The following is a 22,979-nucleotide window of genomic DNA, read 5'->3' as shown; positions in this document are numbered from 1 at the left end:
ACAGCCGTACCGCGCACCGCCCGATCCGGGCGCCGGTTCCTTCGCCTTTCTCGCACCCGGAACCCCACGCACCCGGAACCCCACGTGGCCGAGCGTACGGCCGGCAGGCCCGGGATCGATGACATGTGTGGTCCCCACCTCGGGCACGTCGCCTCCGGCGAGGCCGGGCACGGTCCGGCGGCTCCGTGCCGGAACTCGTGGTGTCGTGTTGCCGGAGGCGGCCGGCGCGTGGACACGTGGAGCCCGTACGCGCCAGGAAGCCACGCGACGGCGGGGAGGCGGGATGTCTCAGCCGGCGGCCTTCTTGATGAGGGCGGCGATCCGGACTTCGGTCTCGGGGGTCAGGTCGGTCAGGGCGAAGGCGGTGGGCCACATGGTGCCGTCGTCGAGGGTCGCGGGGTCGTTGAAGCCGAGCGTGGCGTACCTCGCCTTGAACTTCTGCGCGGGCTGGAAGAAACAGACGATCTTGCCGTCCCTGGCGTACGCCGGCATGCCGTACCAGAGCTTCGAGGAGAGGGCGGGGGCGTTGTTCTTGACGATGTCGTGGAGCCGCTCGGCGATGGCGCGGTCCGTCCCCTCCATCTCGGCGATCTTCGCGAGCACCTCGACCTCCGGGTCCACCTTGGGGGCTCGGGAGCCACGCTTTGAGGAGGCCTTCAGCTCCTTGGCGCGCTCCTTCATCGCGTCCCGCTCCTCGGCCGTGAACCCGTCGTACTTCTCGGCGGCTTCGGTGTTGGTGGCGGACGACTGGGTGCCCTTCATGGCAGATTTCCTCTCAGAAGGTGCTCGATCTGAACAATCTCATCCTAGGAACCCGAAGCCATGACGGCTTCTCCAAAACTGACCGGTTGCCGCGAGGCTCAGCCGTCGGTGCGGTGTGCCAGGCGGCGGGGGGCGGTCGCGAGCCAGATCGTGGCGAGTGAGGCGTAGGTGGTCAGCAGGGCGACGGTGGTCGTCGTCAGGAGCAGTGACACGACGACGGCGAGGGCGAGCAGGATCGCCCAGCCGTACAGGAGGAGCCGGGCGGGACGGGAGCCGGTGTGGGCCGCCTCCTGGACGGGGGTGACCAGGGCCATGACCGCGGCGCCCGCCGTACCCATCGCTTCGAGGCCGGCCAGCACGCCCGACGTCAGCAGCGCCGCGCCCACGACCGGGAGCGCGCAGCAGAGCGTCGCCACCCGGACCTGGGTGCCTTCGAGCAGCAGCCGGGTCGTACGGCCTCGGTACAGGCGCAGCGTCGCCCAGGCCTCGGCGACCCACGCCGCCCAGTGCAGGACCGCGATGAGCACGAAGACGGCGATGAGCGGCGGCGCCAGGGGCAGCAGCAGCGCCAGACGCAGGCCGCCGCGGAACCTGCCGCGCAGCCGGGTCAGCAGCCGGTAGAGGGGATTGCGGCGTTTGAGCGCCAGGACGAGCAGGTCCCTGGCGTGGTCGAAGCTCGGGTTGAGCCGCAGTGTCTCGCGGAAGGCGTCCGCGGCCACCCCGGGGTCGCCGAAGGCCAGCTGCGCGCGGCCGTAGGCCAGGTGCGCCGCGGCGCTCTCCGGATCGAGGCGTACGGCCAGCGCCGCGGCGGGCACGGCCTCGGCCGCGTCACCGAGCATGACCAGGGCGACCGCCAGCAGGCTCGCCAGGTCGGGGTCCTCGGGATCGAGACCCAACCCCTGGCGTGCCGCCTTCGCCGCCTCGCTCCACCGGCCGCTCCGTATGTGCACCCGGGCCAGCAGCTCCCAGGTGGGGGCGTACTCGGGGTTCAGCTCCAGCGAGGCGGTGACGGCGGGGAGCGCCCGGTCGGCCCGGCCTGAGCGGTGGTGGACCTGTCCGGCGGCGTAGTGCGTGAACCAGGAGTCGGGCGCGAGCCGTACGGCCTCGCCGGCTTCGGCGGCGGCCTCGGCCACCTCGCCCTGTTCGGCCAGGGCTATGGCGAGCAGGGCGTGCGCGGTCGGGTGCTGCGGGTCCTCGGCGACGGCGCCGCGCAGTTCCCTGGCGGCCTCGACCGGACGGTTCAGGCCGAGCAGGCCACGCGCGCGTTCGAGCGCGACCTGGACGGGCGTCATATGCGCTTGATCCACGGCATCAGCTCGTCCCAGGCGCCGGACTCGTTGGCGTGCAGCACGTAGTTGCGGGCGGTGGTCAGCCACTCGCGTACGGCCGTCGGCCTGACCTGGCCGACGGCGGTGACCAGGTCGGCCGTGACCAGGGGGATCATGCGGCCCGCGCTGATCGCCTGCTGGAGCTTGGCCTCGACGGCGCGGTCGACCACCCCCTTGAGGTCGGCGCCGGTGAAGCTGTCGGTGATCCGGGCCACCGCGTCGAAGTCCATCTCGGCCAGCGGCTTGTCCCGGCACATGATGCGCAGGATGGCGGCGCGCGCGGCCGGGTCGGGCGGCGGTACGAACACGAGCTGGTCGAACCGGCCGGGCCTGCGGAAGGCCACGTCCACGTACCAGGGAGCGTTCGTGGCCGCCAGCACCAGGACCCCCTCGTTGGCGCCGTCGTCCACACCGTCGAGTTCGGCCAGGAACTGGTTGACGATCTGACGGTTGTGCGCCTGGCGCATGTCGGACCGGCGGGCGGCCAGCGCGTCGACCTCGTCGAAGAACAGCACGCACGGCCGGTTGCGGCGGGCCATCTCGAACACCGCGCGCAGGTTGCGTTCGCTGGAGCCGATGTACATGTCCAGGATGTCGGCCAGACCGACGCTGACGAACGCCGCGCCGAGCTCACCGGCCGCGGCCCTGGCCAGATGTGTCTTGCCCGCGCCCGGCGGGCCGTAGAGCAGCACCCCGCCGCCCGCCCGCTTGCCGAACGCGGCGAACAGCTCCGGCTGCTGCACGGGCAGCAGGAGCTTGAGGCGCAGTGTCTCCTTGACCGCCTCCATGCCCGCCACGTCGGCGAAGGTGAACCGGGAGCGTTCGACCTCCGAGTCGGCCTCCCGAGGCGGGCTCGGCGGCGCCGTCACGGGCTGCGGCGGCGCCGCGAGCCGGGCGGCCAGGTCGGGGGCGGCGACCGAGGGGTCGCGGGAGACCGCCTCGTGGTAGCGGCGGGCCGCACCGGCCGTCTCGCCCTCACCGAGCAGTGCCCTGGCCGCGATCACGCCCATCCGTGGCGGGTAACCGGCCCTCGCCAGGTGCGGCTCCAGGATCGACAGCGCCGCGCCGTACGCGCTCTGCCGGGTGAACGCCTCCGCCAGGCCGGTTGTGATGTCCGGGTCCTGGGGTGCCAGCATGAGCGCCGCGCGGTACTCCGCCTCGGCCTCGGCGAGGTATCCCTTGGTGAGAAGCTGGTCGGCCAGGTGCCGCCGCAGCGGGAGGTTGTCCGGGGAGAAACGGGCGGCCTCGCGGAGAGCCTGGAGACCGGCATCGTCGAGCACAGGAGACACATCCCTTCTGTCCTGGTTCCGGCGTCAACCTACCAGTGGGCGCGGAGGCGTGATCTTGCGAATCTCGGGACGGCTTCCGGTTGTTCCACGTGAAACATCACCCGATACCAGGTGGGAAGGCCCGGTTGTGTGGCCGTGAACCTGATCGCTCCGCCGTCCGACTGTGCAGGGTGACAGGAGGACGCGATGACCGACGAACTACTCGTGGTGCGGGCCCAGCTGGGTGAGCGGGCGGCGCTCGCGGAACTGGTCGACCGCTGGCGGGTGCCGGTGTGGACCTATGTGCGGCGCATGCTGGACGCCGAGCGGGCCGACGACGTGGCCCAGGAGGTCTGGCTGGCCGTGGTCCGCGGCCTGCCTCGGCTGCGGGAACCCGACAGGTTCGCGCCCTGGCTGTTCACCATCGCACGCCGGTCGGTGACAGACCGGTTGCGCGGCCGGTACGCCAGGGAGCACGAGGCGCTCGCGGCGGACAGGGCGATCGTCGAGGACCCGGTCGAGGCTCTGGTCGACCGCGCCGAACTGGTGGGTCTCCTGGCGGAGCTGCCGGTGCCGGAGCGGGAGATCCTCGTCCTCTTCTACCTGGAGGACCTGTCGATCGAGGACTGCGCACGGATCTGCCAGGTCCCCGTCGGCACGGTCAAGTCCCGGCTGAACCGGGCCCGTCGGCTGTCGCGTGAGCATCTGGAGAAGAAGGGGTACCGGGCATGACCGAGGAGGAGCCGCGCATGTCGGCGCGGGAGACGATCGAGGGGCTGGAGTCGGCCCTGTCCAAGGGCCGGCGGATGCGGGCCGTGACGGCGCTGCTGGCGGGGTCGGTCGGTGCGGCCTTCGTCGGCGCGCTGTGGCTGGGCGAGCCCGGACCGCTGCCGGGCCGTACCCGGCTGGCCTTCGCCGTGTTCACGGTGTGCTGTGTGGCCTGGGCGGGATACGGCGGATGGCTGGTGACACGCCGGGTGCCGCTGTTCGCCGCGGACCGGGTGATCGCGGCCTGGATCGGACTGGCCGCCGCCGTCGCCACGACCGCTGTGCTGGTGGTCGCGGCCGTCCAACGTGGCGGAGGGGCCGGGGCCGCGCTGGCGGTCGGCGGGGTGTTCGTCGCGGTGGCGCTGGCGCTGGCCGTACGGGCTCATGCCCGCAGGGCCGCGTTGCTGCGGCGGGTCCGGGAGCTGACCGGCGAGGACGGGGGGTGAGAGGGCCGGAGAGACCAGAGGCCCTGACCGGCCGCACGGGAAGGGCCGAGCGTCCCGAGAGAGGTCAGGGGCGTCGGCCGAGGCGGGCGTAGGCCGAGGGGGGCATGCCCACCGCGGCGGTGAAGTCGCGGGTCAGGTGGGCCTGGTCGGTGTAACCGAGTTCGGCGGCCAACGTGGCCAGGTCGAGGCCCTGATAGATCCGTTCGGCGGCCTCGTGCAGCCGGAAACGGCGGATCACCCACTTGGGGCCGACGCCGACGTGGTCGCGGAACAGCCGTTGCAGCGAGCGCGTCGACCGCCCCGACCTGGCGGCCAGCTCGTCGACCCTGGTCATCGAGGGGTCGTCCTCCGCCAGCGCGACCAGCGCCGCGGCCTCCTCGGCGAGCGGGTTTCGCTCAGGCTCCAGACCGAGCAGGAGCTCCTCGACGAGCGTGATCGCGGCCCGCGCGTCGGGCTCGGCCAGGACCCGCTCGACCAGGGTCGTGCCCGCCGCGCCGAACATCTCGCCGATCTCCGTGAAACGGTCGGTCAGCGTGGAGACCGGGGCGCCGAGGAACGTCCGGAAGCCACCGGGCACGAAGCGCATGCCGAGCACCCGGCCGCTGCCACGCATCGTGTAGGAGAACCCGCCCCTGATCACGCCCACGACCCGGTGGAAGTCCTCGGTGATCACCATGTTCACGGTCGGGTGCGAGACGATGCGCTGCTCGTACGGCTCGGCCAGGCCGGTCCACGTGACGACCCAGAAGTGGTCCACGTGGGCCGCCAGGCCGGGGGCGGGCGCGTGGCGGGCGAAGGCGAAGGCGTCGAGCCCCGCGTACGGGTCGACCCAGCCGCGCTGTCGCGTTTCTACAAGCCGCGTTCCCGACGAGCCGGGCAGGATGGCTGCCATGGACGACATGATGCCGCTGATGAGGCGTGCCACCGAACAGACCGCCGACCTGGTCCGCACAGTGGTCCGTACAGCGGGACAGGAGAGGCTGGGCGACCCCACGCCGTGCGCGGAGTTCGACGTCAGAGGCCTGATCAACCACCTTGAGTGGGTGGCCGAGATGTTCGAGTCGGTGGGCGAGGGCGGGCCGCGCGTCGAGCAGGGGCCGTACGCGGGTGACTTCCCCGAGCGGGCCGAGCGCACCCTGGCCGTCTGGTCGCGCCCTGAGGTGTGGGAGGGGGTCAGCCCCGCCATGGGCATGCCGATGACCACGCTGGCCCACATGTTCCTCGTCGACATGGTCGTGCACGGCTGGGACCTGTCCAGGGCGGTCGGCGAGCCGTACGAGCCGGACGCCGAGGCGGTCGAGCGGGCGCTGGACTTCACCGGGCAGATGGCGGAGATGGGCAGGAAGCGCGGCGCCTTCGGGCCGCCGGTCGCGGTGCCCGACGACGCCCCGCCGTTCGACCGGCTGCTCGGCCTCATCGGCAGGGACCCGGCCTGGAAGCCGTGAGGCGGCCCCGGGGCGACAGGGGTTGAGGCAGGTGACGGTCCTGGGGCAACGGGCCGCCGGCTGAGGAACCGCGCTTCGCCCGTGCGGCGTGGCCGGCTGTTCCAGGGCGATCGGCAACCCTGGGACAACGGGGCCGCAGGCTGAGGAACGGCACTTCACCCGTGCGGCGTGGTTGACGGCCCTGGCTCTTGGAAGGGGCTCAGGGGCGGCGGTGGTGGCCGCAGTGGATGCAGAAGTTGGCGGCCGAGGGAGAGGTACGGCCGCATTCGCACTCCCAGGGAGGGCCCGCGGGAACGGCGGCGGGTTCCTCCTCCGGCGCCTGTTCGTAGTGGGACAGGGCCACCTTGACCAGCTGGACGTCGTGGTGGCTCAGGTTGGGGCGGGCCCGGACCCGGCCCTCGTCGAGGTCGAGGATCTCCACGAAACGCTGGAGCTCGTCGAGGGCGCGCTGGTTGCCGCAGCGGGCGGCCAGGCGGACCGCGCGGGCCCACTCGCGCTCGGCCCCGGGCAGGTCGTTCCTGCCGTAGGCGGACAGGCCCGCGTCGACGGCCTGGCTCATGTTGTCCTGGGCCTGGTAGAGCGAGATCGTGTGGCTGGTGAACGCCGAGGCGTCCGGATCCTCGCTCCAGTGGACCATGACGTTGGCGGCGCCACGGCGCTCACCGCCGACCACCGCCTCGACGCGGGCCACGCGCAGGTCGGTGAAGTGCGGGGCGCCCTCGTGGGAGACCTCGAAGCGGAGCTGGTAGTCGCGGGACTCCTCGCCCCAGGAGCCGCTGGCCAGCTCGAAGACGCGGTCCCCGAGCGCGGTGACGTGCCCGGTGAGGTCGGCCCGCTCGGGATAGACCTGCCTGAGGGAGACCAGCCTGCCGGGCGGGGTGGTGGTGAAGCGCAGCGACATCTTCGGGGTCACCTTGCCGAGAGCCGCCTCGACCATCCTCCTGAACTCGGCCTCAAGCTCGGCGTCGTCGACCACGGCGTCGGCTGAGCCGCGCAGCACGGTGGCGATCCGCTGCAGGTCGTGGGCCACCCAGTCTTCGCCGATGCCCCGGGCGTCGCAGACGAACTCGCCCTCGCAGGCCGCCAGCGCCCGTTCGAACTCCTCGGGGGACTCGTTGTTCCGGCCGTCGGTCAGCAGGATCGCGTGTCTGAGCGCGTTCGGGTGGGGGGCGAGCAGCCGCCGGGCCTCGGTGAGCCAGGCGCCGATGTTGGTGCCGCCGTTGCAGGTCAGCCTGCGTACGGCCGCCCTGGCGTCGGCCCTGGTGCGCTCGCTCGCCGGGGTCGGCGGGTAGACGGTGCGGGCCTCGTGGTCGCCCGCGACGACGGCGAAGAGCACCCCGTCGGGCAGGACGTCGATCGCCGTCATGGTCGCGCTCACCGCGGCTGCGATCTTCAGACGGCGGCCTTCCGACCTGCGGTTCAGCCCGCCCATGGAGCCGGAGCAGTCGATGACGAGGACCTCGCACCGCTCGGCTCGCTCGGCGGGGCCGTCGAGCCGCTGCCCGGCGACCCTGAGGACGGCGTCGAGTTCGGTCCTCCCGATGGTCAGGACCGGGTCCTGGTCGATGTTCAGCTCGAACCTCAGGGTCACAGCAGGCTCCAGGGGTGTACGGAGTGCGCGAGGTCGACCAGCCTGCCCCGGTCCTGCCAGGTGGTGGCCTGCTCGGCGAGTCTCAGATATGACCGTTCCAGTTCCCGGCGCGCCTCGTCGTCCGGCGCGGAGCGGTCGCGCGCCTCCCGGACGGCCGCGGTGAGGCGGTCCCTGACCTTGCCGGTCGGCTCTCCCCCGTCGAGGACCAGCGAGGCCAGCAGCCGGGTCGCCCTTGTCAGGTCGTCGGCGCCGGGGAGGTTCCCGCCGGGCAACTCCTCCGACAGCACGCGTACGGCGGCGACCCGGGCGGCGTCGTGGTGCTGGGCGACCTTCGGCACCCCGTCGAGGACGCCGACCGCGGCCGACCGGTCTCCGGCCCGCACCCGCAGCCTGACCAGCCCGAACGCGGCGTTGGTCTGCGAGCGGTCACGCCGCCACACGACGTCGAAGCCCTCCTCGGCGGCACGGAGGTCGCCCAGGAGTTCCTGGCAGAACGCGCGGGCCAGCTTCGGCGCGGTCTCGCCGGGCAACGCGCCGTAGACACGGTCGAAGCACGACAGCGCCGTGCCGTACTCCTCGCGGGCCAGGGCGAGCAGGCCGTGGTGCCAGGTGACCCGCCAGCCGTCGCCGGACAGGCTGCTCTCTGCCTCGTCGAGTTCGTCGAGTTCGAGGTGGGCGCGGCAGCGGCGCAGCCCGACCTCGGGTGACCGGCGGACCTCGGAGAGCTGGTCGAGCAGGCCACGGGCGGTGGTGTTCCCGATGGACGCCAGCAGGCCCGCCGCCGGGTCGTCGGGGTCGGCCTTGGGGACGGGCAGGCCACGGGCGACGAGGGCGGCGGCCGGGGGGAGGCCGAGCAGGGCGCCGCCCCGGTCACGGGTCCAGCGTTCGAGCGGGGAGGCGGCGCTCAGGCCGCCGTCGAGGAGTTCGGCGCTCGGCTCGAAGACCGTGGACGACTCGAAGGCCGCCGGGACGTGTTCCGGCTGGAAGGATCTGACCTCGCGCAGCACACCCCTGAGCTGTTCGAGCATCTCCGCTGCCGAGGCGAAGCGTCGCTCCCAGTCCTGGTGCGAGGCGCGCTGGATCAGCCTCCTGAGCGACTCGACGGCCAGCCCTGTGCGGGACGGGCCGCCGACGCCGAGGAGTTTGTCCAGCGTCCTGCCGACGGCGTAGATGTCCGAGCGCACGGTCAGGCCGCGTTCCCTGATCTCCTTGGCGCTCACCTGGAATCCGTAGGTGCCCACGATCGGGCTGGACCTGTCGTCGTCGCGCCGGACCCCGCCGATGTCGATGACCTTCATCCGCTCGGGGGTGATGATCACGTTGTCGGGCTTCATGTCGCAGTACAGCAGGCCACGGCCGTGCAGGTAGTCCAGCGCCAGGAGGATCTCGTAGCCGTAGGCGAGGACGTGCTCAGGCTCGGGGCGCGCCTGCCGGTTGGCGAGGACCTCGCCGAGCGACTGGCCGTCGAGATACTCCATGACGATGTAGCCGCCGCGTTCCCCCCGGCTGTCGTCGTGGGTGACGAAGTTGTAGATGCGGACGATGTTGGGGTGGTCCAGCGAGATCAGGAAGCGTCGTTCCGAGACCTCAAGGCTCACCGCGGTCGGGTCGTCGGGCTGGATCAGGCCCTTCAGCGCGACGTAGTTGTCGTTGAGGTGGCGGTCACGGGCCAGGTAGACCCAGCCGAGGCCACCGTGCGCGATGGGGCCGACGACCTCGTACTGGTCGGCGACGAGCTCGCCCGGCGCCAGGCGCGGTTCGAAGTCGAACGGCGTCTGGCAGGTCGGGCAGAACCCCTTCAGCACGGCGGGCTGCCCGGCGTAGGTGAAGTTGATGAAGTGCCCCTTGCGGCACCTCCGGCTGAACCGGACCCGGCCGGGGTCGGAGATCACCCGGGTCGAGGGGTCCTTCCCCGAGGGGACGGGCACGGAGACCAGCCCGTCGGCGGCCCTGAGCGTCCGGCTCCCGGAGACGGCGGGCAGGGAGACCGGGTCGGCGGGCCGGGAGACCGTACCGGCGGGCCGGGAGACCGTACCGGCGGGGAGTCCGCATTCGACGCAGAAACCGTCCTCGTCGATCCGGCCGGAACAGAAGGCGCACGGAGTCATCGGTTCTCCTTCAGCGCGCGGATGTAATGGTCGACCGCCTCGCTCGCCGCGGCGAGGTCACATGGCAGGGTGAAAAGCAGGTGGTGGGCCCGCGTGTATCGTTCGGCCAGAATTCGGTCACGTTCAGAGCGCTCGACGCCCGACCCCAAATGGTAGGCCCTCAGAAGGCTTTTGAGGCTTTTGTACTCGTCGTTGATTCTGTCGAGTTCCCTATGAGTCTCAGTGGATTTGCGGAGAAGTTCCCTTGTCTCACTCTCGCATTCCTCAAGATCGGGAAGTGTGGGATTTCTGCGCAGGCTCCTGACCCGCAGTTGCAGGGCGGGGCCGTCGTCCGGCCAGTCGGGGACGGGGGTGACCAGCCGGGCGACCCCGCGGTGCCGTGCCCGCGTCGCCCGCGCCGCCGCCCGTGCCTCGGTGACCCGTACGTCCAGGACCTCAAGCCGCCGGGCCACCGAGGGCTGGTCCAGAATCCTGCGCAGCCGGGCGGACTCCTGCCGCAGCCCGGTGATCACCTGATGGCCCGCCTCGGTGAGCGGCCTGATCACCTCCTGCGCGAGGGTCTCCGGGTCGTCCGCCGCGTCCACGGCGTCGAACACGAACATCTGCCGCTCCGAGTGCCGTTCGAGGGCGCGGTGCACCTGCCGGGACACCTCGGCGACGGTCATGCCGGAGACGTCCTCCTCGTGCTGCGCGGGCTCGGCCAGCGAGGTGGAGACCGGCGCGTCCCCGGTGACCACGACCATCGCGCCGCCGGAACGGCCGGGCCCGAAGAACTCCCTGATCTGGTCGGTGAAGGAGGGACTGTCGGCGACCATCCCGGCCAGGGCGGGAAGGTGGTGGACGATCGTCTCGACCGGGATCATCCACGCCAGCCCGGCGAGCCCGGGAAACTCGCTGACCACGACACCCAGCACGTCGCCGGTCCGCCCGTCGACCACCGGCGCGCCGCTGAACCCACGGCGGATCTCCCGGTACGGCTCGGCGTCCATCTGGATCCACTCCCCACCGGGACCGGCCCGGCCGCCGAGCCGCGCCCGCACCCACAGGCCGTCGTCGAGGAGGGAGGGAAAACCACGCGTGTAGACCTCGCGGCCCCACAGACCGGGCCGCCGTAACACCGGCCGTCTTTCCAGGGGCGCGGGTGAGGCCAGGTCGAGCAGGGCGAGGTCACCGCGCTGGTCGTCGTCCGCCGGGACCCAGGAGACCACCTTCGCCGTGCCGGGACGCGCACCGGGCTGACCGACGAATTCCGCCACGACCTCCTCGGCGCGGTCGGGAATGACGTGCGCGCACGTCAGAACCGTTTTCTGATCGAGCAGCACCCCCGCTCCCAGGACCTCGCCACCGGCCTGTCGGATTCGTACCCACCAGGTTTCCTCTCCCGGCTCAACTCTCACCGTAAAAGACTACGTAACGGCCGGCATTACGGGGAAGATTTGACTATTGGGGTGGTTACCAGGGTTTCTGGAAGCGCCGAACGCTGGTAGGAAAGCCAAGTTTTGTGGCATTCTTGCCGAAGCCGAAGGTGACCAGCTGTATATACGGAGGTCGGTCACATCAGAGTCAGGCACACCCGGACCAGACTTCTGCTGTACATGATTCTCACCGCGACGACGCTGATCGGTGTCGGCGTCACCGGAACCCTCACCGACAACGCCCTGCAGAGGGCGGGCGGGGAACAGGCCGACATGGCCGCCAGGCTGAGCGACGACGCCCAGGTGATCTACCAGTCGCTCGCCAAGGCCGACACCTCGGCCACCGGGCACTTCCTGGCCGGGACCACGACCCAGGCGACCCTGCGCAAGCGCTACGACGACGCGATCGACCGGATCAGGCGGCGTCTGGCCGACGCGGGCGGCCTGACCGGGGGAGACGTCTCGCGGGCGACCAACGTCGCCGAGATCGCCCTGCAGCTTCCCGTCTACACCGGCCTGGTGGACAGGGCGGGCACGCTGATCGCCCCGGCGAAGGACGAGACGGCCGACCCGGACGAGGCGAGGAAGGCCGTGGGGCCCGCCCTGCTCGGGGCCGCCTACCTGCACGAGGCCAGCTCCTACCTGCGCACGGTGCTGCTGCCCGCCGCCGCGCGGCTCCAGCGTGACGAGACCGACAACCTGCGCGACGCCAAGAGCACCGCGCTGCGCACCTCGGCCGCCCACCTTCTGCTGCTCCTGGCGACGATCGCCGGGCTCGTCCTGACGCAGTGGTCGCTGGCGCGCCGTACGCGGCGGGTGCTCAACCTCGGGCTCCTCGGCGCCACGGTCCTGGTGGCCGTTGTGCTCGGCGCCACCGGCTGGTCGCTGCGCAACTGGCCGGAGACCGACCGGCGGCTCGGCGCCATCGAGACACGCCTGATCGACCAGCGAAGACTCGTGGACGCAGAACGCGCGGCGCTGACCGCCTACGCCGACACCTACCTGCTGCTCGGCGGCACCAGCCCGTTCAACTGGGAACAGTCGCTGCGCAACTTCCGGCGGAACGCGCGCTGCGCGGAACGGGAGACCACCTGGTGCCAGACCTACACCATCTCGATCCACCAGGAGCTGATCGCGGGGAACAACGACGGGGCGGTCGCCGCCGCGCTGCCCGGCGGACGGTTCGCGGAGGCCTTCGAGGTGGTCGACCGGGACAACACCACGAAGCTCGAAGACGGGGCCAGGCAGATCCAGGCGCTGGCCGTACAGGTGCCCTCGGCGCCGTCACGGCTCGGACTCCTGACCGTCGCGCTGTGCTGCTGCGCCGTCCTGTCCGCCGGCCTCGGCTTCTGGCCCAGGATCAGGGAGTACCTGTGAGAAGAGCCGCCGTGACCCTGGCCGCCCTGGTGCTCGCGGCCTCCGGCTGCGCCACGCCGTACCGGCCGCCGCCGATCACCGAGCCGACGCCCGCGGGCGCGATGTTCTCCGTGCCGCAGGAACCCGCGAAAAAGAGGGACGAACCGGACTGCGACCCCCGCTACAGCCTGCCTCCGTCCCCGGTACGGCCCCGCCTGGACCGGCTGAAGGTGGGCGTGTCCCAGTCGACCCCCAGGATGTCGTTCCGCAACCCGAGGACGGGGGAGTTCGAGGGCTTCGAGATCGAGCTGGTGATGGAGGTCGCCAAGGCCCTGTTCGGGTCACAGGCCAGGCAGCGGGTCGACTTCGTCACGGTGCCCTTCTCCGAGGGGGTCAGGCGGCTCAACGACGGGACCATCGACCTCTTCGCCCAGTCGATGACCACGACCTGCAGACGGGCCACGGAGATCGCCTATTCGAGCGACTATCTCGACACCGGCCAGACCATGCTGGTCCGCAGGGGGTCCCCCTACCAACGGGTGGAGGACCTGCGCGGGAAACGGGTGTGCTCCGGGGCCTCGACCGTCTCGATCGACCACGTCAGGCAGCTGGAGGTCGGGCTGGTCCCGGTCGTCGCCGCAGTGACCAGCGACTGCCTGCTGATGCTTGAGCAGGGACAGGCCGAGGCCGTCTCCTCCGACGAGAACATCCTGATCGGCCTCAGGGAGATGAGCGGTGACACCCGGATGCTGCCAGGCACGACCCCGCCGCCCGGAGGCGGCAGGTGCGTCTGGAACGTCAACCCCGTCTGCAGCTGGTTCTCCGACGAACCCCACGGCTTCGCCTTCCGCAAGAGGGACGTCCAGCTGCTGAGGTTCACCAACCACGTCCTGGACGAGCTGCGCGCCGACGGCCGGTGGAAGCGGATCCACGACACCTGGCTGTCCGGCCACCCGGACAAGGGACCACCTCCGGCCCATTACCTGAAGAACGCGACCGCATGGCCGTACTAGGGGAGATTCTGTGTCCGAGTTGATCAGGTTCGAGACCACCGGTGGCCACATCGTGGTGGAGACGGCCGACGAGGAGGGGGTACGGCGGGTCTCAAGGAAGGGGCTGACGGACGTGGCCCGCCGCTTCGGGGAGGTGCTGGCCGAGGTCGAGGTCGCCGCGGCGGACGCCCTTGAGTCCTTCAGGTCGGGCAGGCTCAGGCCGGACCAGATCGAGATCGAGTTCGGCGTCAAGCTCAACGCCGAGGCCGGGGCGCTGATCGCCAAGACCTCGACCGAGGGTCAGCTCACCGTCAAGCTCACCTGGTCGTCGGGCCCCCCTCCGCGGGACGCAGGATGAGGTGCGGCGCGCCGGATCCGGGGACCGAGGTGACGTGCGCGTCCACGCCGAAGACCTCCCTGATGAGCCGCGGGGTGAGCACCTCGTACGGCGGGCCGTCCGCGACCACGCGTCCCTCGGCCAGGACGTAGACGTGGTCGCAGTAGGCGGCGGCCAGGTTGAGGTCGTGCAGGGCCGCCACGACGGTGGTCTTGGCGGAGGTGACCAGGTCGAGCAGGTCGAACTGGTGGCGCACGTCGAGGTGGTTGGTCGGCTCGTCGAGCACCAGGACGGGCGTCTGCTGGGCCAGGGCACGGGCCAGGAGCACCCGTTGCCGCTCACCCCCCGACAGCGTGGCGTAGCGGCGGCCCGCGAGGTGGGCGACCCCGGTGTGGGTGAGGGCGTCGGCGACGGCGGCGACGTCCCGGTCGGTGTCGGCGGCGAAGGGTCGTTTGTGGGGGGTCCGGCCCATCGCGGCCATCTCCCAGACCGTGACGTCGAAGTCCGAACGGGTCTCCTGGGGCAGCGCGGCGACCAGCTGGGCGGCCCGGCGCGGGGTGAGCGCCCACAGGTCCTCGTCCCCGACGGTGATGCTCCCCCCGGCCAGGGGAAGGTGCCGGTAGACGGCCCGCAGCAGGGTGCTCTTGCCGCTGCCGTTCGGCCCGACGATCCCGACGCGCCCGCCGGAGGGCGCGGTGAGGCTGACACCGGTGACGACCGGGGTCGTGCCGATGGTGACGCGCACGTCGCGCAGGTGCAGGCTCGTCATCGTGGTCTCACAGTCCTGTGGTCTCGCGGGCCCGGGTGTGCACGAGCCAGAGGAACAGCGGGGCGCCGATGACGCTGGTGACGACCCCGACCGGCAGCTCCTGCGGGTGCAGGGCCGTACGGGCGGCGATGTCCACCAGCACCAGGAAGGCCGCCCCGGCGAGGGCCGCGACGGGCAGCAGCCTGCGGTGGTCGCTGCCGACGAGCAGCCGGGCGGCGTGCGGGACGATCAGGCCGATGAAGCCGACACCCCCGGCCAGCGCGACCATCACCCCGGTGAGCAGGGCGACGAGCAGGAACAGGTGCCGGCGCAGCCGGGCGGCGGGGACGCCGAGACCGGCGGCGGTCTCGTCGCCGAGCAGCAGCGCGTTGAGCGGCCTGGCCTGGGCGAGCAGGGCGGCCATCGTCGCGGCCAGGACGACGGCGGGCAGCCCGAGCGAGGCCCAGTTCGCCTCGGCCAGGCTGCCGAACAGCCAGAACAGCACCGAATGGGTGGTGCCCGGGTCGTCGGCCCGCAACACGAGGAAGCTGGTCACCCCGGACAGCGCGTAGGTGACGGCCATCCCGGACAGGACGAGCCGTAGCGGAGCGAGGGCACCGCCGGTACGGGCCAGGGCGTAGACGACGGCGAAGGCGCCCAGCGCCCCGAGGAAGGCGGCCACCCCGGCCGAGGCCCCGCCGAGCGGCGCGACCCCGGTGACGGTGACCGCGACCGCCCCGACGGCCGCGCCGTAGGTGAGGCCGAGCACGTACGGGTCGGCCAGCGGGTTGCGCACCAACGCCTGGGTCGCGGCGCCGGACACGGCCAGGCCCGCGCCGACCAGCGCGGCCAGCAACGCCCTCGGCAGGCGCAGGTTCCACACCACGGTGTCCTGGCTGACGCTCCACGTGGGCTCGCCCTGGCCGGTCAGGTGCCGCATGAGGACGCGGGCCACCGTGTCGGCGGGTACGGCGACGCTGCCGAGCATGACGGAGGCGGCCAGCCCCACGACGAGCAGCCCGCCCAGCACGGCACAGGCCCCCAGGACGACACGGCGCCGCGGAGGGCGGGGCAGGACGGCGGACCGCTTACCGGGGTGTTCGGCGGAACCCTTGCCCGGACGCTCGCCGAGACGATCGTTGGGGCGTTCGCCCGGGTGCTCGTTGGGGTGTCCGGCGGGGCGTTCGCCCGGGTGTTCCGCGGGACGTTCGGTGGGGTGTTCGCCGGGAGGTCCGGCGGGTCGCGGGGGGCCGCTCATCGGGCCCGGCGCAGTTGCCCGGCGAGTTCGACCACGGCGTCGGCGTTGCGCACCCCGCCGACCGAGGCCGTCTCGTAGACCAGCCGGGCGAAACGCCTCTCGGTCACCGCCCGTACCCCGCGCAGCGCCGGGCTGGTGGTCAGGAAGCGTTCGGCCTCGGCGAAGCGGGCCTCGTTCGCGGCGGGGCTTCCCCGGTCGTAGACGATGACCAGGATGACCCGTGGATCCCGGGCCACCACCTCCTCCCAGCCGACCTTGGTGTAGGCCTCGTCCCGGTCACCGAAGACGTTGTGGCCCCCGGCGGTCTCGATGACCGCGTTGACCGCCTGCCTGTTGCCCGGTGCGTACGGCGTCGCGGTCCCCTCGTCGTACTCGAACGGGAACACGCTCAGCCGTTCCGCGTCCCTCACCTCCGCCTCGACCGGGGCGATCTTCCGCCGCATCTCCGCGATGACCCGTTCGGCCCGTTCGGGCACCCGGAAGATCCGGCCGAGGTTCGCGAGGTCCCGCCACACCAGGTCGAAGCCGGTCAGCGGGGCGGTCACCGCCGTCTTGCACGCGGTGGACAGGGCCAGGTAGGACGGGATGCCGTCGGCCGCCAGCTCCGCGCGGGACATGGCCCCGGGGGCGTCGAAGTTGCTGGCGAACCCGCCGAGGACCAGGTCGGGTTCCGCGGCGAGTACCTCCTCCCTCGGCACCGGGCGGTAGCCGCCGCCCGCGGTGTACTTGCCGGACAGTGACCGCAGGGCGGCGACCTGCGCGGAGAAGCGTTCCGGCAGACTGCCGGGGCGGGGCCGCTGCCCGATGGCCGTGACCCGGTCACCGAGACCGAGCCAGAGCATCAGTTCCAGCACGCTCGGGGTGAGCACGACCACCCGTTCCGGCGGGGCCCCGACGTCCGTCGCGGGGCCACCGCAGCCGGTGACGGTTATCGGGGTCGAGGACACGGCCACCCCACCCCCGGGGGCCGCCGCGCAGCCGGGGGCCAGGAGAACGGCGACCAGGGACCAGCGTGTCAGCACACGCATCATGAGCCTTTCCCGGACGGTTGGAGGGCCGCGGCCCCGGCGGTCGCGACGACGGCGGCCAGTACGGCGAAGCCCGCGGCGGCGGCGAACACCACGGCCGACGGGGTGCCCGCGAGCGCGCCCGCGACGAGGTTGCCCAGCGCCGACCCGGTGAAGGTGGCCGTGATCCCCCAGGCGAAGGCCTCGGTCAGCGTCCCCTCAGGGGCGCACCGGCCGATGAGCTCGAAGTTGCAGATGACCATGGGGGCCAGCAGGAGCCCGGCGGGCACGCAGAGCGCGACCAGCGTGGGGACGTTCGGCGCGAGGGTGAGCAGCCCGACGCCGCAGCCGTACCCGGCGAGGATCACCCGCATCCGCACGGCGGCGTCGGCGCGCCACGACCGTGAGCCGTACAGCAGGCCGCCGATGAGGCTGCCCACGCCGAACGCGGCCAGCGCCAGGCCGCCGGAGGCCGGACCGTCGGAGCGTTCACCGGCGAACTCGACGAACCCGAGCCTGAGCACCCCCAGCAGGGCCCCGGTGAGCACCGAGACCGTGAGCAGTACGACGACGCCCGGCGAGCGCAGCGGCCCGGCCAGGCTCGCCCCCCTGCGGGCCGGGGTCCAGGAACGTGAGGGCGGCAGCGTGCTGAACCACACCGTGCCGCCGAGCAGTACGGCCGCGCAGCCGCCGACGGCCCAGGCGGGCCCGAAGGCCGCGCTGACCACGGTGACCAGCAGCGGCCCGGCGACCAGCGCGACGTCGAGCACCATGGCGTCAACCGCGAGCGCGGTGCGCCGTACCGCGTCGTCGTCGATCACGTGCGACCACAGCGCCCGCGCCGCGGCGGCCACCGGCGGCAGCGAGAGGCCGACCGCCGCCGCCCACCCGGCCAGGGCCCCGGTGGCCGGGCCCAGGTGCGCCGTCACCAGCAGGCCGGTGAAGGCGACCGCGTTGACGCAGGCCGCGGCGGTCAGCGGCCTGGTCTGCCCGAAGCGGTCCACGAGCCTGCCGTGCACCGGGACCCCGGCGGCGTAGGCGACGCCGCCGGCCGCCGTCACCACGCCCGCCGCCGGGTAGGAGCCGGTCCGCTCGGCCGCCAGCAGCAGCACCGCGAAGACGTAGGCCTGCAACGGCACCCGGGCGCACACGCCGACCAGCAGCAGTGACGGCACCCACCGCTGCCGCCACAGCCGCACGTACGCCGTGGCCGGAGCGCTCACCCGGCGGCCGGGTGGCGCTTGACGAGCCGGTTGGGGTCGGTGAGCCCGGCACGGGCGATGCCCTCGGGCATCCCGGTCTCGCCGAGGACGGGGTTCCCGGCGCCGAACATGTACAGCACCCCCTCGGAGAAGCCGTCGACGCCGAGTGCCTCGTCGAGCTCCTCGTCCCGGAAGGCGGCGCTCTGCCAGGCGCCGAGTCCGACGGCGGTCGAGGTCAGCACGAAGGTCTGACCCAGGTGCCCGGCGGACAGCAGCGTCACCCGCAGTGCCCGCGAGTGCCGGTACTTGTACATCGTCCGTTCGAAGACCACGGTGACGAAGCAGACGAACGCCGACGGCGTGCACATCTCCGACTCGTAGGTCACCCGGTGCAGCCGTGCCCGGTCGAAGTCGGGGTCGACGAGTTCGAGCGCGTGCGCCTCGGCGTTGTAGTGGTACAGCCCCGGCGGCACGTCCTGGACGTCGAGAACCGCGACGTAGCCCTCAAGCTCGTGCCTGGCACCCCCGCACGGACTGGTCCGCAGGATCAGCGTGCCCAGGTCACCGGCGTCGTAGAGCTGCATCGGAGCGAAGGTGTAGAACAGCGCCGTGGACAGCTGCGCCAGGCTCACCGGCTCCCCGGTGAACACGCGGTGTGTCCGCCGCCGGGTCAGCACCTGCCCGTACGGCTCCGCCAGCGGCAGGAACGCCCTGGGCAGGTAGACCCGTGGCGCGTCCGGATAGGACTTGAAGACGGCCGGTGGGGGACCGCCGGTGCGCCGTACCCAACCGGCGTCGGCGCGGCGTTGCTCCAGGCTGTCGCCGGTGTAGATCGTGTTCCGGGTGCCGAAGTGGAAGAAGCGGGCCTCCTCCCCCCAGTCACGCCAGGCGTCGAGGAAGCGTTCCTCGCGCTCCTCGGCTCCCCTCTCGACCAGCAGCCCGGCCTCGGCCAGGGCCAGGACCGCCTCGCGCACCGAGCCCTGGTCGAACTCGCCCAGGTCGGAGGCGACCTTCTCGACGGTCGTCCAGTCGGTGAAGTGTTCGAGCAGTTCGACCGCTTGGGCGTTCACGGCGACCGCGTTTTCGGCCTCCTCGTCGGTCGAGCGGCTCTCCAGGTAGTTCTCGGCCGTCAGCTCGCCGTCGTGCCAGTAGATCATCAATGTTCGCGCCCGCCGGAACTCGGTCTGCGTCACGCACGCTCCCTCTCGCTCACCTGCTGCTTCTCCTGCCTCCGACCGGTCGCCGTCTCCGACCGGTCGCCGCCGGGAGAGCCCGGCGGCGACCGTCCATGACTGGCTCAGTCCTGTCAGCCGTGGTTGTTCAGCAGGCGGCTGCGGGTCTTCTTCCTGCGGGCCACGATGTCGAGCGTCTTCTTGACCATGGACGATCCTCCTTTCTCCCCGGAGGAGGCGTGTGGCCTGTCTCCGGTTCTGGACAGTGGATCTGGACGGTGGACATCCGAGTAGTCGGCCGCCGGGCCCCGATGGTTCCCGTCGATCGCCGGACACCCACCGGCCTGGCAGAAAATCCGCGATAAATGGCTGTTTCTCACCTCGTGACGATGACATTCGAATGTCAAGATCCAGTCAAGGAGATCGTATTCGCGGGCCGTGTGGAAAACACGCCGCCCGGCCTGTGTTTCCGGACGGCGCCATGACCACCGGGCGGCCGGGGCGTCGCTGTCCCCCGGCCGCCCGGTACCACCGGGGCCCGCTCCGAAGGTGGCCACACCGGCGACCGAACCTGAGCGTCCCGGGGTGGCCCAGGGGACCCATGGGGGTCAGGCGTCCCCCATGGACTCCACGGTCTTCGCGGCCCCGGGAGCACCGGCGGTCCCGGGGGCACCGGCGGCCCCGGCGGAGGGGAGGCTCAGGCGGTCGGCCACGGTTCTGACGCCTGCGGCCAGGGCCGCGATGAGCAGCAGCAGGAAAAGTCGCAGCAGGTCATGGTCGTCGAGGGTGAGTTCGGCCTCGGTGTTGACCAGGAACCCGGTGGCGAGCAGCCACGCCAGGACGGCGGTGGCCAGGGCGGCGGGCCAGCGGGGCGTGCGCAGGGCCTGACCGCCGACGGCGATCGCCATGACCAGCAGTCGCCCGCGGACCTGCCCCGGGGTGAAGAGCAACGACGCGACCGCCGTCGCGGTGACGGTGGCGAACAGGCCACCGGCGAGCGAGAAGCCGATCGGTTCTGAGCGGACCATCGCAACCGCCTTTTCCGCTGGAGATCCCTACTTTCTTCATCAAACTTCTGAACCACCATTTTTCACCCTTTGTCTACGCATCTCCTACGCTTTTCCGGATAATCCGTACGGGTTCCCTACCGGATGGCCGTCCGCCACGTCCGGCAAAGGTGTCAGGAAACCGGAATCAGGACTGACCAGATTGTTCTTCCGGCACCCTTTCCCGCATTTTCCCCGACCCGGAAACACCCCCGGCCGCACCGGACGCCGACACCGGGCGAGGGGGCCATGTGGCACACCGCCGACGGTCACGCTCCGTGACCGTCGGCGGGGGCGACATCCCCGGGTGTACACGCTTGTTCACCCCCCGCTGATAACGCGGGTCTCCGACTCCAAGCGAGCGGTATAAGGCCAGGTCAGAGTGGCTGCCGGGAAATTGTTAAGAAACTTACCGGCGGGAATTGTTAAGAAACTTGACAAAAGATACGGGCTGATCCAACCATTAGGTCACACGCGGATCCGCAACCCGTTCTCCCAACTCTGCGTTGAACCACGCATCAGACACGGCATCGGCCTGCCGGATGCGCCACCCCCCCATCCCGGGGCCCACTGGGTCCCGCCTGACTTCTGTTACGGGAGTCTGCAATGCACCTAAGAACATCGCTTCGTGCTGCCCTGGCGGCTGTCACCACCGCCGTCACGGTGCTCGGCGTCACCGCCATGGGCACCACGACCGCGAGCGCCACTCCGGACAAGGCCACCGCCCCCGTCAAGGCCGCAGCCGCAGGCCTGCCCGAGCGGGTCTTCGCCCCCTACTTCGAGGCGTGGACCGGTGAGGACCCGGCGACGCTCTCCCAGCAGTCCGGTGCCAAGCACCTGACCATGGCGTTCATCCAGGCCGCGACCAAGGGGTCGTGCACGGCCTACTGGAACGGCGACACCAGCATGCCGATCTCGACCTCCACCTTCGGCGCCTCGATCAACAAGATCAGGGCCGCGGGCGGAGACGTCATCCCGTCGTTCGGCGGCTACACGGCCGACAACACCGGCACCGAGATCGCCGACAGCTGCACCAACGTCAACTCGATCGCCGAGTCCTTCAAGAGCGTCATCAACACCTACGGCGTCACCCGGATCGACCTCGACATCGAGGACAACTCGCTGACCAACAGCGCCGGAATCGACCGCCGCAACAAGGCGATCAAGCAGGTCGAGGACTGGGCCGCCGCCAACGGCAAGAAGATCGAGTTCGCCTACACCCTGCCCACCACGACCAGTGGCCTGGCCGACAGCGGTCTGGCCGTGCTGCGCAACGCGGTGGCGAACAACGCCAGGATCGACGTCGTCAACATCATGACGTTCGACTACTACGACAACGCCAGCCACAACATGGCCAACGACACGAAGACCGCGGCCCAGGGTCTGCACGACCAGCTGGCGCAGCTGTACCCGAACAAGACGTCGGACCAGCTGTGGAGAATGATCGGCGTCATCGAGATGATCGGCATCGACGACTTCGGTCCCGCCGAGACGTTCAGGGTCGAAGACGCCGCCCCCGTGCTGAACTGGGCGATCAGCAAGAACCTCGCCTACCTGTCGTTCTGGGCGCTCCAGCGTGACAACGGCGGCTGCCCCGGGACCGCCGGCGCCAACGAGTGCTCCGGCATCGAGCAGAGCACCTGGTACTTCAGCCAGGCCTTCGCCCCGTTCACCAGCGGCAGTCAGAACCCGTCCGACGACTTCTCGGTCGCGGTCTCCCCCGCCTCCGGCTCGGTCAACCCGGGTGAGACGGCGACGACGACGGTCAACACCGCCGTCACCAGCGGCGCGGCGCAGACGGTCAACCTCACGGCCGGCGGGGCCCCCGCCGGTGTGACCGCGACCTTCACCCCTGCCTCGGTCACCGCGGGCGGTTCCTCCTCGCTGAAGCTCGCCACCACCTCGTCGGTGACCCCGGGCGTCTACCCGATCACCGTCACCGGCACGGCGGCCTCCGGCAACCACACCGCGACCTACAACCTCACGGTGAAGGGCACGTCGAACGACGACTACTCGATCTCGCTCTCCCCTGCCACCGGCACGGTGATCGCCGGGGACGCGACGACGACGACGGTCAACACCGCCGTCACCAGTGGTTCGGCGCAGACGGTCAACCTCGCCGCGACCGGGCTTCCCGCCGGTGCGACCGCGACCTTCACCCCCGCCTCGGTCACCGCGGGCGGCTCCTCCTCGCTGAAGCTGGCCACCACCGCCTCGGTGACCCCGGGCACCTACACGGTCACCGTCACGGGAACGGGCGCCTCGGCGACCCACACCGCCACCTACACCCTCACGGTCGGTGGCGCCAACCCCGGTGGCACGGTGGCCAACGGTGACTTCGAGTCGGGCTCGCTCAGCCCCTGGAACTGCCAGTCGGGCGGCACCGTGGTCAGCTCCCCGGCCCACGGCGGCACCCACGCCCTGCAGGTCGCGGCGACGAACAGCCAGACCGGTGAGTGCTCCCAGACGGTGACGCTGACCCCCAACCACAGCTACACGCTGAAGGGCTGGGTCCAGGGCAACTACGCCTTCCTCAACGTCTCCGGCGGCGCGACCGGCAGTGCCTGGGCCTCCTCCGGCGGCTGGAGCCAGGTCTCGGTGCCCTTCACCACCGGTTCCTCCGGCACGGTGAAGATCTCCGTCCACGGCTGGTACGGCCAGGGCAACGTCTACGCCGACGACTTCAGCATCTCCTGACGCTCGTCTGAGGCCTGACAGCCCACAGGGGCC

Annotated in this window: 20 protein-coding genes; 7 read left to right on the top strand and 13 right to left on the bottom strand. The window is 71.4% G+C overall.

The annotated features are described in order from the left end of the window. Window positions 1-288 precede the first annotated feature (288 nt). The 3 genes from ABZ470_RS36140 to ABZ470_RS36130 all read right to left on the bottom strand — a co-directional run bounded on the left by ABZ470_RS36140 (window position 289) and on the right by ABZ470_RS36130 (window position 3,370). Window positions 289-762, bottom strand: a complete 474-nt coding sequence (locus ABZ470_RS36140; RefSeq protein WP_362785184.1) for a DUF1801 domain-containing protein — start codon at window positions 760-762, stop codon at window positions 289-291. Between the two features lie 98 nt (window positions 763-860). Then, window positions 861-2,054 carry a tetratricopeptide repeat protein gene (locus ABZ470_RS36135; RefSeq protein ID WP_362917161.1) on the bottom strand — a complete coding sequence of 398 codons (1,194 nt, stop codon included), beginning with the start codon at window positions 2,052-2,054 and terminating at the stop codon, window positions 861-863. After that, on the bottom strand, window positions 2,051-3,370 hold the full coding sequence (locus tag ABZ470_RS36130) for an ATP-binding protein (RefSeq protein WP_362917159.1): 1,320 nt from the start codon (window positions 3,368-3,370) through the stop codon (window positions 2,051-2,053). The genes ABZ470_RS36135 and ABZ470_RS36130 overlap by 4 nt, the downstream gene beginning before the upstream one ends. A gap of 195 nt (window positions 3,371-3,565) precedes the next feature. Between ABZ470_RS36130 and ABZ470_RS36125 the strand changes: the two genes are divergently transcribed. Further along, window positions 3,566-4,090, top strand: a complete 525-nt coding sequence (locus ABZ470_RS36125; protein ID WP_362917157.1) for a sigma-70 family RNA polymerase sigma factor — start codon at window positions 3,566-3,568, stop codon at window positions 4,088-4,090. Further along, window positions 4,087-4,572, top strand: a complete 486-nt coding sequence (locus ABZ470_RS36120; protein WP_362917155.1) for a hypothetical protein — start codon at window positions 4,087-4,089, stop codon at window positions 4,570-4,572. Before ABZ470_RS36125 ends, ABZ470_RS36120 begins: the two co-directional genes overlap by 4 nt. 64 nt (window positions 4,573-4,636) lie before the next feature. On the opposite strand, the gene ABZ470_RS36115 is transcribed toward ABZ470_RS36120, so the two are convergent. Then, window positions 4,637-5,464 (bottom strand): helix-turn-helix domain-containing protein, encoded by an 828-nt coding sequence (locus ABZ470_RS36115; protein WP_362917153.1) that lies wholly within the window; start codon window positions 5,462-5,464, stop codon window positions 4,637-4,639. Here ABZ470_RS36115 and ABZ470_RS36110 point away from each other — a divergent pair. Beyond that, entirely contained in the window at window positions 5,463-6,017 is a 555-nt protein-coding gene (locus ABZ470_RS36110) for a TIGR03086 family metal-binding protein (protein WP_362917151.1), read from the top strand. The genes ABZ470_RS36115 and ABZ470_RS36110 overlap by 2 nt on opposite strands. A 199-nt stretch (window positions 6,018-6,216) precedes the next feature. Here ABZ470_RS36110 and ABZ470_RS36105 read toward each other — a convergent pair whose 3' ends face one another. Genes ABZ470_RS36105 through ABZ470_RS36095 form a run of 3 tightly spaced genes read right to left on the bottom strand, consistent with a single transcriptional unit; the run spans window position 6,217 to window position 11,113 of the window. Beyond that, window positions 6,217-7,608 (bottom strand): vWA domain-containing protein, encoded by a 1,392-nt coding sequence (locus tag ABZ470_RS36105; RefSeq protein ID WP_362917149.1) that lies wholly within the window; start codon window positions 7,606-7,608, stop codon window positions 6,217-6,219. Further along, window positions 7,605-9,716, bottom strand: a complete 2,112-nt coding sequence (locus tag ABZ470_RS36100; protein ID WP_362917147.1) for a tetratricopeptide repeat protein — start codon at window positions 9,714-9,716, stop codon at window positions 7,605-7,607. The genes ABZ470_RS36105 and ABZ470_RS36100 overlap by 4 nt, the downstream gene beginning before the upstream one ends. Further along, on the bottom strand, window positions 9,713-11,113 hold the full coding sequence (locus tag ABZ470_RS36095) for a serine protease (RefSeq protein WP_362785205.1): 1,401 nt from the start codon (window positions 11,111-11,113) through the stop codon (window positions 9,713-9,715). Before ABZ470_RS36095 ends, ABZ470_RS36100 begins: the two co-directional genes overlap by 4 nt. A gap of 198 nt (window positions 11,114-11,311) precedes the next feature. On the opposite strand from ABZ470_RS36095, the gene ABZ470_RS36090 reads away from it, so the two are divergent. From ABZ470_RS36090 to ABZ470_RS36080, 3 genes are read left to right on the top strand one after another with little or no spacing between them, the layout of a single operon-like run. Next, the gene (locus ABZ470_RS36090) at window positions 11,312-12,508 is read left to right on the top strand and encodes a hypothetical protein (RefSeq protein ID WP_362917145.1); all 1,197 of its coding nucleotides are present in this window, start codon (window positions 11,312-11,314) and stop codon (window positions 12,506-12,508) included. Next, window positions 12,505-13,500: a transporter substrate-binding domain-containing protein gene (locus tag ABZ470_RS36085; protein ID WP_352013603.1), complete on the top strand. Its 996-nt coding sequence runs from the start codon at window positions 12,505-12,507 to the stop codon at window positions 13,498-13,500. Before ABZ470_RS36090 ends, ABZ470_RS36085 begins: the two co-directional genes overlap by 4 nt. 10 nt (window positions 13,501-13,510) lie before the next feature. Next, window positions 13,511-13,837, top strand: a complete 327-nt coding sequence (locus tag ABZ470_RS36080) for a CU044_2847 family protein (RefSeq protein WP_362917143.1) — start codon at window positions 13,511-13,513, stop codon at window positions 13,835-13,837. Here the strand turns inward: ABZ470_RS36080 and ABZ470_RS36075 are convergent. From ABZ470_RS36075 to ABZ470_RS36050, 6 genes are all read right to left on the bottom strand, one after another. Further along, a complete protein-coding gene (locus ABZ470_RS36075) occupies window positions 13,797-14,585 on the bottom strand; it encodes an ABC transporter ATP-binding protein (protein ID WP_362917141.1) in 789 nt (262 codons plus the stop codon). The genes ABZ470_RS36080 and ABZ470_RS36075 overlap by 41 nt on opposite strands. A gap of 7 nt (window positions 14,586-14,592) precedes the next feature. Next, the gene (locus tag ABZ470_RS36070) at window positions 14,593-15,822 is read right to left on the bottom strand and encodes an iron ABC transporter permease (RefSeq protein ID WP_362917139.1); all 1,230 of its coding nucleotides are present in this window, start codon (window positions 15,820-15,822) and stop codon (window positions 14,593-14,595) included. Beyond that, window positions 15,819-16,853 (bottom strand): ABC transporter substrate-binding protein, encoded by a 1,035-nt coding sequence (locus ABZ470_RS36065; RefSeq protein ID WP_362917137.1) that lies wholly within the window; start codon window positions 16,851-16,853, stop codon window positions 15,819-15,821. The genes ABZ470_RS36070 and ABZ470_RS36065 overlap by 4 nt, the downstream gene beginning before the upstream one ends. Then, window positions 16,850-18,052: an MFS transporter gene (locus ABZ470_RS36060; protein ID WP_362917135.1), complete on the bottom strand. Its 1,203-nt coding sequence runs from the start codon at window positions 18,050-18,052 to the stop codon at window positions 16,850-16,852. The genes ABZ470_RS36065 and ABZ470_RS36060 overlap by 4 nt, the downstream gene beginning before the upstream one ends. Further along, entirely contained in the window at window positions 18,049-19,224 is a 1,176-nt protein-coding gene (locus ABZ470_RS36055) for a SagB/ThcOx family dehydrogenase (RefSeq protein WP_362917133.1), read from the bottom strand. The genes ABZ470_RS36060 and ABZ470_RS36055 overlap by 4 nt, the downstream gene beginning before the upstream one ends. 587 nt (window positions 19,225-19,811) lie before the next feature. After that, window positions 19,812-20,231, bottom strand: coding sequence for a hypothetical protein (locus tag ABZ470_RS36050; protein ID WP_362917131.1), 420 nt, complete (start codon window positions 20,229-20,231; stop codon window positions 19,812-19,814). Between the two features lie 624 nt (window positions 20,232-20,855). On the opposite strand from ABZ470_RS36050, the gene ABZ470_RS36045 reads away from it, so the two are divergent. Next, window positions 20,856-22,946, top strand: coding sequence for a glycosyl hydrolase family 18 protein (locus tag ABZ470_RS36045; RefSeq protein WP_362917129.1), 2,091 nt, complete (start codon window positions 20,856-20,858; stop codon window positions 22,944-22,946). Window positions 22,947-22,979: the final 33 nt, after the last annotated feature.

Source organism: Streptosporangium sp. NPDC020072, assembly GCF_040631445.1.
Lineage (GTDB): Bacteria > Actinomycetota > Actinomycetes > Streptosporangiales > Streptosporangiaceae > Streptosporangium.
This window is presented reverse-complemented; position numbering and strand designations above follow the sequence as displayed.

Coding starts and splice junctions, on each gene's coding strand:
- ABZ470_RS36140 (WP_362785184.1), bottom strand. CDS start 762: ATGAAGGGCACCCAGTCGTCCGCCACCAACACCGAAGCCGCCGAGAAG.
- ABZ470_RS36135 (WP_362917161.1), bottom strand. CDS start 2,054: ATGACGCCCGTCCAGGTCGCGCTCGAACGCGCGCGTGGCCTGCTCGGC.
- ABZ470_RS36125 (WP_362917157.1), top strand. CDS start 3,566: ATGACCGACGAACTACTCGTGGTGCGGGCCCAGCTGGGTGAGCGGGCG.
- ABZ470_RS36120 (WP_362917155.1), top strand. CDS start 4,087: ATGACCGAGGAGGAGCCGCGCATGTCGGCGCGGGAGACGATCGAGGGG.
- ABZ470_RS36110 (WP_362917151.1), top strand. CDS start 5,463: ATGGACGACATGATGCCGCTGATGAGGCGTGCCACCGAACAGACCGCC.
- ABZ470_RS36115 (WP_362917153.1), bottom strand. CDS start 5,464: ATGGCAGCCATCCTGCCCGGCTCGTCGGGAACGCGGCTTGTAGAAACG.
- ABZ470_RS36100 (WP_362917147.1), bottom strand. CDS start 9,716: ATGACTCCGTGCGCCTTCTGTTCCGGCCGGATCGACGAGGACGGTTTC.
- ABZ470_RS36090 (WP_362917145.1), top strand. CDS start 11,312: ATGATTCTCACCGCGACGACGCTGATCGGTGTCGGCGTCACCGGAACC.
- ABZ470_RS36075 (WP_362917141.1), bottom strand. CDS start 14,585: ATGACGAGCCTGCACCTGCGCGACGTGCGCGTCACCATCGGCACGACC.
- ABZ470_RS36070 (WP_362917139.1), bottom strand. CDS start 15,822: ATGAGCGGCCCCCCGCGACCCGCCGGACCTCCCGGCGAACACCCCACC.
- ABZ470_RS36065 (WP_362917137.1), bottom strand. CDS start 16,853: ATGATGCGTGTGCTGACACGCTGGTCCCTGGTCGCCGTTCTCCTGGCC.
- ABZ470_RS36050 (WP_362917131.1), bottom strand. CDS start 20,231: ATGGTCCGCTCAGAACCGATCGGCTTCTCGCTCGCCGGTGGCCTGTTC.
- ABZ470_RS36045 (WP_362917129.1), top strand. CDS start 20,856: ATGCACCTAAGAACATCGCTTCGTGCTGCCCTGGCGGCTGTCACCACC.